Below are 11321 nucleotides of genomic sequence, written 5' to 3'. Positions count from 1 at the left end.
TCGATCACAAGCCATTACACGCCATTACACGCGCGGTGTTTTCAGGCAGTCCTCACCCCCAAGACCAGAAAAATCGGAACCAAGCGCGCTAGTAATCACTTACACCCAGCAGATAAAGCGCAAGACACAAAGGGTTTCACTACACTCAACAGTCAATAAAGGGTGTTCGATGACAGCGTGGAATGGACGGGTAGAACATGCGGGTCGCTTGTTGCCCTGTGACCGATCCCGTAATATCGGCCGTCATTTCGGCCACAATTTAATCAGCCGATTTGCGGTTCAATTTCGCTTTAATTGACGCCAGAACTTTTATTACCGGCCAGGGATTTATCATCTGGCACGCTATGGATAAGCACCGCGATATGCCCAACCTTGTTAAGCGTCTGTTTTCGCACTTGCTGGCTTCGCTGCTGTTGTGTTTCGCCAGCACTGCACTGGCGCCCAATATTGCACTTGCGCAAAGTTACGAGCAGCTGTACAGCGATTATCGCGGCAGCCTGTACCAGATCCGCCTGATCGAGCAGTCTTCCAACTCCAAAACAGGGCTGGGCTCCGGGTTCCAGATCTCTGCCGATGGGCTGATTGCCACCAACTACCACGTGGTATCGGAGGCGGTACACGACCCGGACAAATACCAGCTGAAATACCTGTCGGTCGACGGCGCGGAAGGCGACCTTGAGTTGCTGGATGTGGACGTAATCAACGACCTCGCGATTCTGCGCCAAAAGGGCAAACCCGGTGCCGACCATCTGCAGCTGGCCGCACAATCCCCCAGCAAGGGCGAGACCATTGTCTCCATGGGCAATCCGCTGGACCTGGGCATGACCATTGTGCCCGGCACCTATAACGGCATTGCCGGCGGCAGCTTTTACGACCGTATTCACTTCTCCGGCTCCATCAACCCCGGCATGAGTGGCGGACCGGTAATCAATCGCAATGGCCAGGTGGTGGGTATCAATGTGGCCACCGCGGGTAACCAGATCAGCTTCCTGGTACCGGTGAACAAGCTGGTGGCACTGTGGCAGGACTTCAAACAGGATGCTGGTGAGGGTAACGGCGCGGTGGAGTTGCAACCGGTCATCAACCGCCAGCTGCACAGAAACCAGCAGCGCATCATCGACAAGATTCTCGACGCCGACTGGAAATTGCGCCCGCTGGGGGATGCCCTGGTGGTGGGAGAGATAGTGCCGTCGGTGCAGTGCTGGGGTAACACCAGCGACGACGATGACGAGCCAGTTACACAGATCGCCAAGGGTTGTACCGGCCAGGACGTGGTTTATCTCTCCGAGGAATTTGATACCGGGCGGGTGGAATACGAATTCTTCTGGCTGGAATCCGACGACAGCCTCTCCTCCGCGCGCTTTTACAGCGCCTACGAAGACGAGATGAGCGGGTTTTACCCGGGCAACAGCGCCGGCGAAGATGACGTCACCAATTTCAACTGCAAACAGCAGTTCACCATCCACCCCAGAAACGGGCACGGCAAGGAGCAGGACTCCGAATCCGCTGAGAGCGAAGCCGCGCCGGAGCAAACGCCCCCCAAAGCCAATGGCAATCGCGACCCGGTGATCGCGCGCACCTCCTACTGCGTGCGCCGCTACAAGGATTACCCGGAGCTCTACGATGTGTTTTACGTCAGTCTGACCGTGGACCAGAGTAACCGCGCCCTGGTGAGCCACTTCACCCTGTCCGGGTTTACCCAGGAATCCGCCAGCGCCTTTACCCAGAAGTTTGTGAGCGAAATTCAATGGCACTGATTATCGAAGAAATCAGTCGTGCCCACCGGGTAGATACCCGTTACCGCATGGAAGAAGACCGCGCCACCCTGGGCCGCTGCTACGACAATGCGGTAATGGTGCAGGACCCCCACGTCGATCCGGTGCACGCCGAAGTTGTTAAAGACGAGGATGGCTGCTACCTGCTGCGCGACCTGAACAGCCTCAACGGGATTCGCCTGCTGGGCAACTTCCGCGACAAGTCGGTAAAACCGACGGCGATCCGCGAACACCTGATCGAGAGCGGCGACGAGATACAGATCGGCAAGAGCCGCCTGCGCTTTATCGATACGGACATGAGCGTGGCCCCGGCAGTCCCCCTGCATTCGGCGGAAACCGTGTTCGACCGCGTGGCAACGCCGCTGGTGGCGACACTGCTGTGCCTGCTGGTGGCGGGATTCAGCCTGTGGATGACCTACCTCGGCACTACCGGCAAGTTCGAATGGACCACCGTGGTGGAGGTGCTTACCAACACCATCACCGGACTACTGGTGTACGCCGCAGCCTGGGCGTTTATCGGCAAGGTGGTGAAGCACGAGGCCCACTTCCTCGCCCACCTGTCCATTGCCGCCGTAGCGGCACTGGGCTACGCCGCCTGGCAGTGGTTCGGCACCCTGCTGAATTTCAATTTCTCCCTGAGCCAGGTGATGCCGCTGCTGAACCTTCTGGTACTCGCCGCCCTGATCCCGTTCATGCTGTGGTGCGCCATTTATCTGGCGCTGAACCTGGCACCACACTGGCGACTGGCGGCTTCCATACTGCTGCCCTGGTGTTTCCTCGGGTTTGCCGCTGCGGTGGAAATCGGCAACATCGGTGAGTTCAGCGAATCCCCCCAGGTTTCCAAGGAGCTGAAGTTCAAGTCCATGCTTTGGCGCAAGCCGGTACCGCAGGAAGAGTTCCTCGCGGACGCGCCGGCGCTGTTTGATATTTCGCTGGATGAAGAAGGGAAAAAAGACAAAGCGGACAAAAAAGCGAAGAAAAAGGCGTCCGATAAGCAGATGCCGGAAGGGGACGACGTGTAAGGCGACGAATAAAGGAGAGCGGCCCCCTCCGTTAAGCGTCGTTAAGTGCAATTAGCCACAGTTAACCGTCGAAGTCTGCGCCCTCAGGGTCTAAAATCTCCACCCGCTGAGCCAATCTGCCCGGCACAAGGAGTGACTGCATGCGTGATCAAACTGGAGACCAGAACCCAGGCAACCCGTTCTGGAGCCCCGCGGTAGCGAAACTTCAGCCCTATGTCCCCGGCGAGCAGCCGAAAACCACCGAGCGGCTGATCAAACTCAATACCAACGAGAGCCCCTACCCGCCCTCCCCCAAGGCGCAGGCGGTGTTGCAGGAACCGGGCCTCGCCAGCCATCTGCGGCTATACCCGGACCCGGAATCCACCCAGCTGTGCAAGACCATCGCCGAGCAGTTTGATCTGGCGCCGGAGCAGGTCTTTGTGGGCAACGGCTCCGACGAGGTGCTGGCGCACGCGTTTTACAGTTTCTTCCAGCGCCCCGAGCCGCTGCTGTTCCCGGATATCACTTACAGCTTTTACCCGGTGTACTGCCAGTTTTACGGTATCAAGGCGCACACCCTGCCGCTGCGGGACGACTTTTCCATTGCGGTGGAAGATTACGCCATCGATAACGCCGGCGGCGTAATCCTGCCCAACCCCAACGCGCCTACGGGCCGCTACCTGCCACTGGCCGATATCGAGCAGTTGCTGCAGATGCATCCGCAGCGGGTGGTGGTGATCGATGAAGCCTACATCGATTTTGGTGGCGAGAGTGCCATTCCACTGATTAACCGCTACCCGAACCTGCTGGTTATCCACACCCTGTCCAAATCCCATGCGCTGGCGGGACTGCGCCTGGGTTATGCGCTGGGTCAGGCCCATTTGATTGAGGGGCTGAACCGGGCGAAGAACTCGTTCAACTCCTACCCGATTGACGGTATTGCCCAGAAGGTGGCGACGGCGGCGATTGCGGATCGCGCGTGGCTGGCGGATAACTGCGCCAAGGTGATCGCCACCCGCGACCGCACCTGTACTGCGCTGACCGAAATGGGTTTCGACATCGTGCCCTCGACCGCCAACTTCATCTTCGCCAAGCCGCCGAAGATTTCAGCCGAGGCACTTTTCCAGGCCTTACGCGAGCGGAACATCATTGTGCGCTACTTCAACAAGCCACGGATTAGTGAGTACTTGCGTATCAGCATTGGTACCGATGAGGAGATGGATGCTTTGATCGGAGCTTGTCGGGAAATTCTGTAGTATTTCAAAGCCCTGAGGTTGGGGGTTTGCGCCCTGTAGATGACCGAGTGGCGGCGCGACTGTCCGGTGCTCTCTTGCGAGACACGCCGTGAACCCATCCCTGGGGGCTCTTCTAAAACATCCCTGTTTTAGAAGGTCTCGCAAGAGAGCCCCGGCCATCCGCCCCTTCGCATGTCACAAGGTGCCAAAAAATAACCCCCTAAAGTCCTTAACTACTTCTCGCCTAGATGCGAAGGCGCTGATACCGGGAAACCCTTCGCGAGACCGTCTGCGGCCAGGACGGCCGCAGCCGAGCCCCCATGGATGGGTTCACGGCGTGTCTCGCGAAGGGTTTACCGGTAGCAGGGCCGCCACACTACTTGCCGAGAAAGAAAAACCACGAAAGCGGCGCCTTCCACAGAACTCGGTTATGGAACCTCTATAATTCCACGGGCACTAAATCTAAAACCCACTCCGACCAGCCGCAGTAACTATGTCGTCTCCTGTTTACGCCAATCTACGAACGCTATTCACCACCCTACTCCTGCTTGTGGCCATTCCCGCCCTCGCCAAAAACCCCTGGGAGGCCGTGAAAAAGCCCTCCAACCAGCTCCCTGCCAGTATCGGCGGCTACAGTAACGGCTGCCTGAGCGGCGCAGAGGAAATGCCACTGCGGGGTGAAGGGTTTCAGCTGGTGCGCACCGGGCGCGACCGGCACTACGGCAATCCCTACCTGGTGGAGTTTTTAAAGGACTTTTCCAACGCCGTGGAAGAAAACCAGCTCGGCAGATTGCAGATCGGGGATATGTCCATGGCGCGCGGCGGGCCATTCAGCAGTGGTCACAGAAGCCACCAGATGGGTCTGGATGCGGATATCTGGTTTTCCCAGGATGAGCGCGCGGCGGAGCGGCCGCTGTCATCCTGGGAGCGGGATAATATCTCGGCTATCCCCATGGCGGACGAGCGCAAGCATATACTGTTGGAGAAAAACTGGGACCCGCGGATCCCCAACATCTTGCGGATTGCCTCCGAAGACCCGCGGGTAGCGCGCATTTTTGTGCACCCCACAGTAAAGCGGAAGATGTGCGACATCGCCGGTAGCGACAATGAATGGCTGCGTAAAGTGCGCCCCTGGTGGGGACACAACTATCATTTCCATGTGCGCCTGAACTGTCCGCCGGAAGACAAAAGCTGTAAACCGCAGGCGCCGCCACGGGGCAAGCCCTGCGAAGGCGGGCTCGACTGGTGGTTTAGCGATGAGTTTTACGCCATCCTAAACGGTACGGCGCCGACAAAACCAAAACCGAAGCCGGAAAAACCGCCGAAGAAGCCCGAAATGCCGACCCAGTGCGCACAGGTACTGACGGCACCGGCGGCCAAACCGTAGTAAAAACGGCAACAGTAAAAAGACAACCGTAATAAATTGATGAGAGCCCGATGACCGATAAGGCCCCCAACAAAATTCAGGTCCTGCTGATCTGCGGCGGTGGCGGCAGTGAGCACGATGTCTCCCTGCGTACTGCCGATTTTATCCAACGCGAGCTGGCCAAAGCCGAGGATATCGCCCTCACCCGGGTCACCATGAACGCCGATGGCCAGTTACTGGATAGCGACGGCTTGGTGCGGGAACTGCGCTCGGACAAGCTGCTATACAGCGCCTCAGGCAGCGCACAGCCGGTGGATTACGTGATCCCCTCGATCCACGGCTACCCCGGTGAGACCGGCGACCTGCAGTCGCAGCTGGAGATCCTCGGCCTGCCCTATTACGGTTGCGGTGCCGAGGCGAGCAAAACCTGCTTCAACAAAATCACCACCAAACTGTGGCTGACGGCGCTGGGCATCGACAATACCCCCTACCAGTTTCTGTGTGCGAACAACGCAGAAGAGATCGCCAAGGCGCAGGATGCACTGACGAACTGGGGCGCGGTGTTTGTGAAAGCCTCCAACCAGGGCTCGTCCGTGGGCTGCTACAAGGTCAGCAGTGCCGAAGAGCTGGAGAAAGCGCTGAAGGAAGCCTTTACTCTGTCGCCCTATGTGCTGGTGGAAAAGTGCCTGACGGTACGCGAGCTGGAAGTTGCCGCCTACACCTACGAGGGTGAGCTGGTGATTACGCCTCCGGGTGAGGTCTGTGCACCCACGGATACCTTTTACAGTTATGAAGAGAAGTACGCCGACAACAGTCGCGCCCAGACCCACGTGGTGGCAGAGGGGCTGTCGGATGCGCAGCTGGGCTGGATTCACGCGGCCTCAAAACGGGCATTTATCGGCCTGCAGCTGAAAGACCTGTCACGGATCGATTTCTTCCTCACCGATGACGGCGAGATCTATCTCAATGAGGTGAACACCTTCCCGGGCATGACCTCCATCTCCATGTTCCCGAAGATGTTGCAGAATCAGGGGCACGATTTCTGCACCTATTTAAGTGCGCTGATCCGCAGTGCGGTATAACGGCTAACCAGGCCAGTATTAACTGGCCTGCTGTAAAACCTCAGACAGCCAGCCTTCCTGTCGCGGCCGTGAAAACTGGCCGCGCAGAAATTCCATCTGATCCCCACGAATCCGCGCGCTGTTGGTCAGCGCCAGGTACTCCGCCGCATTGGGCACAAATGGCAGTGCCAGAAGGTCCATTTCGATGGTTTCCAGCAGCCGGTTGCCCTTGTGCTGGTTACAGCGGCGACAGGCGGTAACCACGTTTTCCCAGATATCCCGCCCGCCTTTGGAAACCGGGTGCACATGGTCCCGGGTCAATTCCCGCACCGGAAACCAGCTGCCACAGTAAAGGCAGGTGTGTTGGTCGCGGGCAAACAGGGCGCGATTATTCAGCGGTGGGCGATTGCGGGGACGCCCCATGCGCTCTCCGCCACAGGCAATAATCGCCGCCAGCTCCAATGTAGAGCGTTCGCCCTGGCGGTTGATACCGCCGCGTACCGTTTGCACCACACCGCCCAGAGTCCAGGTAACCAGCTCCCGCACATACAGGCAGGCGGCTTCTTCCCAGCTCAGCCATTCCAATGGCTGCCCCGCAAGATTCAACCTCAGGATTTGTGCTTGCACGCGTTCACCTCCCGTTTCTGCGAACCGTAAAAACAACAAAGCCCCACGGTCAATCCGGTGGGGCTCAGGACATTGGAAATCGTATGGAAAACTTCGGAGACAATTCGGCGGAGAAAATCAGGGGAATGGGGAGCGCAGGAGGAAAGCGGCGAAATTCGGGGGCGATGAAGACTCGACCACCAATGATGAAAAGGTGGTTGCATTACAAACGGGTACAGCAATAAATTACTGAATGCTTCATCCTCCACGGTCACATTATTTGGACCGGCTTGCTCTGATTAAAGCGGAGAATTGTGACGTTTTCCAGACTGAGTCTAAAAAAGATACTTTTCTTCAACCCCGGAAAGTAGCTAACCGCGGCTCGCTCTCAAAAATGAGGAAATACGCGCCTAAGTGGGAAACTGGCCAACTCTCCGGTTACAGCCTCAATGATTTGCTCTTGAACTCACTGATGCATAAATCCGCAGCCGAATGTAATTCCTGCTTCAAACGCGCCGCCTGTTTTTCAACCAGCTAGAAATAGGTCGGCGCCGAATCGTTATTTATTACCCACAGAAATCAGGCCGACAGCAACAAGGCTGCCTTTATCTCCCCGATGTGATTTAAACGATTTGTTGATAAATTTTTATAGACACCACCTCGTATTTTCTAGCCTTTTTACTTTTAATCTAAAGTTACTTACTCTCTAACCGCCCAAACTACGGTATGGAGCAAAATAACCATAATGAAAAAAATCTTTTCAACTCAAAAGGGACTCTGATTTTGTCTAAATTCTCACTTACCTGCCTAATGATCTCAGCACTTTCAGCGCTTCTGATTGGCTGCGCATCAAGCTATACGGTCACGGAACAAACAAAAAATAAAATGGCTGAGCTAAACGATCAGGCGGCACAACAGCTTTTATCTACTTTGCTGACAAAATCTGAATACGGTGGAGGCTTTTGTATCGGCGGATTAAAAATGACATCCGGGTTCCAAGATCACGATAAATTATCCGTACAAGAGGACGGAACCCTCACCTTTGCTGCAAAATTTGTCGCCAATGCTGAAATTACCGGGGTTCGCGTTTTAAGCAACACAAACACAGTCAGTATTACCACCAAAAAAGAATGGCGAAAGGGCCAATTCGCCATGAACCTGGATGAAATTCAATCCATTCGAGTCAAAGATACAGACGGCTCCTTCTCTTCGACATTCTGCGAGGGGCTTTCCCCGGGCAAGCTAGTCATGGTTGAGGGTGCAGGTGATCTCGGATTTTTTATTAACGTAAAAGATGATCAGCTCGATAACTTGATGGCCGGCCTGCTGCACTTCTCTAAAAACACAAGCTTAAAACAGGGTCTGGGCTTCTGAGCCCAGATACCTTCTACAAAACCCAGTTAAATCCTCATCAAAGGCTGGCTGGGAAAGGGGGAATGGCGCGGCAGTCGTACTTATCTTTCGACACACTGAACTGTAAGTTCGACGCGCTGTTTTCATACTCGCCGTAATAGAGGTAAACGCTGATTCCATCACTGCCCGGAATGCTGTAACGAACAGCATGAGGGCCAAACTGGGAAAACTTAATCTCCGAAGCGGCGTTTAGCTCCCTGATGGACCTGTCGGCTGCGATCGTCAAATCGACAACAGCAATATCCCCCTTAAAGGGCTCAATCACTACCATTTTTGCTACAGGCTCCAGGACCAACTTAGATGTTGGACGCAATGCAACCATAATAGATTGCAAGCAGCCGTGTTTTTCAACTGCCGATAACCCCGTATTTGGCCAAAACTTCATTACCCCAGATGTTAGTGGAGCCTTACCAAGTAACGCCTCCATTTCTTCAATCCGGTCTACGCCAAGCAGGATCTGAACACCGCCAATCGAAACTCTTCCTTCCGCATCAACCGAAAAACTATTTGTATCGAGCGAAAATTCGGAGGCCCCGCCTTGCTCTCTCGCACAAGCTGTCAGAAAGAGCCATACGACCAGACAGAAATGTAGTTTCCGACGAATTCTGCGATGAAAAATTATATGTTTACCCAACCACCCACTCTCTTCTGTAACAACCTTGCCATCTATACGCCTACTTTGTAGGAACGGTAATATCTCATTGATTGAAACGCTATTGAACGCAATTTCTAAAACATTACTATGCGCAGGAAAACCTAGAATGGCGTGAAGGGCAGAAAAGCTATTTATATGGGCAACAGCATATCCAGTAAGATGGGTGTGAAAATCAGGCGGTATATACAAGCAGAGATGAAGGAGGCGCAAAGGCGATGAAGGTACCGTGCCATTTGAGACGGCACTTTTACAAACCCCCAAACGTAAAACACCGCTCAGGCAATCCAGCCCAAGCGGTGCGTCTCACAGGATGGTGCCCAAATCCTTTCAGGCTTGGCAGCGCGGTCTCCATTCCTTGGGGACCTGTCCTTGCCGCCGTTGCAATCCGTTCTCCGTCCTTGCAAATACATTATGGTCGCTGGGGAAAATTAGGGTAGTGGGAAAGTGCTGAAGTTGTTGTAAGAGATGTCTTACAAGCATGTGACCGTCGTCACATTTCACCTGGACGGGACGTCAGGAGGGAGGTGGCGCGTATCGCAACTGGTACTACTGTGCGACATTTAGCGGCTAACTATAGTTACTTCTGTTACGGGATCAAGGCAATTGTGAGAACTACGTCGAAAAACGCGCTAACTTTTGGCCGGACCGTGGTATTTGCCGCCATCGTCTTGATTCTGTTAGTAGCAGCGATTGTCGCGGGTCTGATTCCGGGCATCAATGTCCCCTGGGGACAATTAGTCGGTGCCAATACCGATGACAAGGTGGTGCAACGTCAATTGCAGGTAGCGCCAGGCTATCGGCTGGATCTTTTCAGTGACGCTGTCCCCAACGCACGCTTTATGGCGATAACACGCAACGGCGATCTGCTGGTGTCCCAGCCCAAACTCGGGCAGGTCAGCCTGCTGTTAAGTGACCGCAACGGGGACGGCAAAACTGACGGGCAGCGGATTCTCATCGATGGACTGCAACGCCCCCACGGTCTGGCGCTGTTTGAAGACTGGCTGTACATCGCCGAGAGCAATGGCGTCGGACGCATTCCCTTTGATCACTCCGACGGACGCATAGCCGGCAGCTATCAGAAAATCGTCAGCAACCTCGGGGATACCGGCAACCACTGGACCAAAACCCTGGGCATAGGGCCGGATGGCTGGATGTATCTTTCCAGTGGCTCTACCTGCAACGTATGTGAAGAGGAAGACCCCCAGCGCGCAACCATCATGCGTTTCCGGCCGGACGGCAGCAATTTCCAGATTTACGCCACCGGCTTGCGCAACAGTGTCGGTTTTGACTGGTCGCCGAAAGACGGCGATCTATACGCCACCGATAACGGCCGCGACTGGCTCGGCAACGACTTCCCGCCCTGCGAATTGAACCGCGTCGAACAAAACCGCTTTTACGGCTGGCCCTACGCCAATGGCCAGAAAGTGCCGGATCCGGATTACGGGGTGAATTCCGATGCCGCGGTGCGCCAGAAAATCGCCGATTCGATTCCCCCGGTGTACGAGTTCAGCGCCCACAATGCCCCGCTGGGTATCCGCTTCCTGCGCAGCCCTGAACAACCGGATCAGTATCGGGAATCTGCGCTGGTTGCCCTGCACGGTTCCTGGAACCGCGATGTGAAAGATGGCTATAAAGTAGTGTCGCTGCACTGGGGAGAGAATGGCGGTATTTACGCCGAGGATTTTATGTGGGGTTTTCTCGGCAAGGATAAAAGCACGGTATACGGTCGCCCGGTGGATGTCGCGGAGGACGTGCGCGGCAATATTTATATTTCCGATGACTACGCCGGTGCTATTTACCGGGTACAGCCCGGTTCTGGAACCTTAAGCGACAGCGATGCGCCTATCCCCAATCGCCCCCCCATCAGCGCGCCGAAAAAGCCCTTGGCCATCGATGGCAACGCCGCCCGCCAGGGTGCATTGATTTACGAGCGCCGGGACTGCGCCCAGTGCCACCAGCAACTGCCGCTCAAGGACCTGAGCCGCAAATATACCCTGAAACAACTGGCCGATTACTTTGACACCCCGACACCGCCAATGCCCAACTACGGGTTCAGCAACAGTCAGAAGCGAGCCCTGGCGCACTTTCTGATGGAGCGGGAAGTCAAAGCCGACGGGGCCAGCGGCGATTTGCTGAACTACCTGCCGTAACCTTATCCACAACCCCCGGGGTTTCCTGAAAATCCCGGCTTGCGCGGCTGTGGATATCC

9 protein-coding genes are annotated in these 11321 nt (G+C 55.6%); 7 read left to right on the top strand and 2 right to left on the bottom strand.

All coding sequences use genetic code 11. The annotated features are described in order from the left end of the window. Window positions 1-344: 344 nt before the first annotated feature. From GRX76_RS06090 to GRX76_RS06070, 5 genes are all read left to right on the top strand, one after another. Window positions 345-1757: a S1C family serine protease gene (locus GRX76_RS06090; protein WP_236250570.1), complete on the top strand. Its 1413-nt coding sequence runs from the start codon at window positions 345-347 to the stop codon at window positions 1755-1757. Continuing rightward, window positions 1748-2797: an FHA domain-containing protein gene (locus GRX76_RS06085; RefSeq protein ID WP_160152494.1), complete on the top strand. Its 1050-nt coding sequence runs from the start codon at window positions 1748-1750 to the stop codon at window positions 2795-2797. Before GRX76_RS06090 ends, GRX76_RS06085 begins: the two co-directional genes overlap by 10 nt. A gap of 140 nt (window positions 2798-2937) precedes the next feature. After that, entirely contained in the window at window positions 2938-4032 is a 1095-nt protein-coding gene (gene hisC / locus GRX76_RS06080) for a histidinol-phosphate transaminase (protein WP_160152493.1), read from the top strand. 472 nt (window positions 4033-4504) lie between these two features. Continuing rightward, window positions 4505-5398: a penicillin-insensitive murein endopeptidase gene (gene mepA, locus GRX76_RS06075; RefSeq protein ID WP_160152492.1), complete on the top strand. Its 894-nt coding sequence runs from the start codon at window positions 4505-4507 to the stop codon at window positions 5396-5398. 50 nt (window positions 5399-5448) lie between these two features. Then, window positions 5449-6459 (top strand): D-alanine--D-alanine ligase, encoded by a 1011-nt coding sequence (locus tag GRX76_RS06070; protein WP_160152491.1) that lies wholly within the window; start codon window positions 5449-5451, stop codon window positions 6457-6459. 18 nt (window positions 6460-6477) lie between these two features. Here GRX76_RS06070 and GRX76_RS06065 read toward each other — a convergent pair whose 3' ends face one another. Beyond that, the gene (locus tag GRX76_RS06065) at window positions 6478-7065 is read right to left on the bottom strand and encodes an HNH endonuclease (RefSeq protein WP_160152490.1); all 588 of its coding nucleotides are present in this window, start codon (window positions 7063-7065) and stop codon (window positions 6478-6480) included. A gap of 705 nt (window positions 7066-7770) precedes the next feature. Between GRX76_RS06065 and GRX76_RS06060 the strand changes: the two genes are divergently transcribed. Further along, on the top strand, window positions 7771-8418 hold the full coding sequence (locus GRX76_RS06060; protein ID WP_160152489.1) for a hypothetical protein: 648 nt from the start codon (window positions 7771-7773) through the stop codon (window positions 8416-8418). A 37-nt stretch (window positions 8419-8455) separates the two neighbouring features. Here GRX76_RS06060 and GRX76_RS06055 read toward each other — a convergent pair whose 3' ends face one another. Then, a complete protein-coding gene (locus tag GRX76_RS06055) occupies window positions 8456-9091 on the bottom strand; it encodes a hypothetical protein (protein WP_236250569.1) in 636 nt (211 codons plus the stop codon). A 689-nt stretch (window positions 9092-9780) separates the two neighbouring features. On the opposite strand from GRX76_RS06055, the gene GRX76_RS06050 reads away from it, so the two are divergent. Beyond that, window positions 9781-11262, top strand: a complete 1482-nt coding sequence (locus GRX76_RS06050; RefSeq protein WP_236250568.1) for a sorbosone dehydrogenase family protein — start codon at window positions 9781-9783, stop codon at window positions 11260-11262. Window positions 11263-11321 lie beyond the last annotated feature (59 nt).

This window comes from Microbulbifer sp. ALW1 (assembly GCF_009903625.1).
In the GTDB taxonomy this organism is placed as follows: Bacteria; Pseudomonadota; Gammaproteobacteria; order Pseudomonadales; family Cellvibrionaceae; genus Microbulbifer.
Note: the sequence above shows the minus strand (reverse complement) of the source record. Positions and strands in the feature narration are given on the sequence as shown.

Bases quoted from the DNA above. Each gene is read 5' to 3' on its own strand.
- GRX76_RS06090 (WP_236250570.1), top strand. From the start codon at position 345: ATGGATAAGCACCGCGATATGCCCAACCTTGTTAAGCGTCTGTTTTCG.
- GRX76_RS06085 (WP_160152494.1), top strand. From the start codon at position 1,748: ATGGCACTGATTATCGAAGAAATCAGTCGTGCCCACCGGGTAGATACC.
- hisC (WP_160152493.1), top strand. From the start codon at position 2,938: ATGCGTGATCAAACTGGAGACCAGAACCCAGGCAACCCGTTCTGGAGC.
- mepA (WP_160152492.1), top strand. From the start codon at position 4,505: ATGTCGTCTCCTGTTTACGCCAATCTACGAACGCTATTCACCACCCTA.
- GRX76_RS06070 (WP_160152491.1), top strand. From the start codon at position 5,449: ATGACCGATAAGGCCCCCAACAAAATTCAGGTCCTGCTGATCTGCGGC.
- GRX76_RS06060 (WP_160152489.1), top strand. From the start codon at position 7,771: ATGGAGCAAAATAACCATAATGAAAAAAATCTTTTCAACTCAAAAGGG.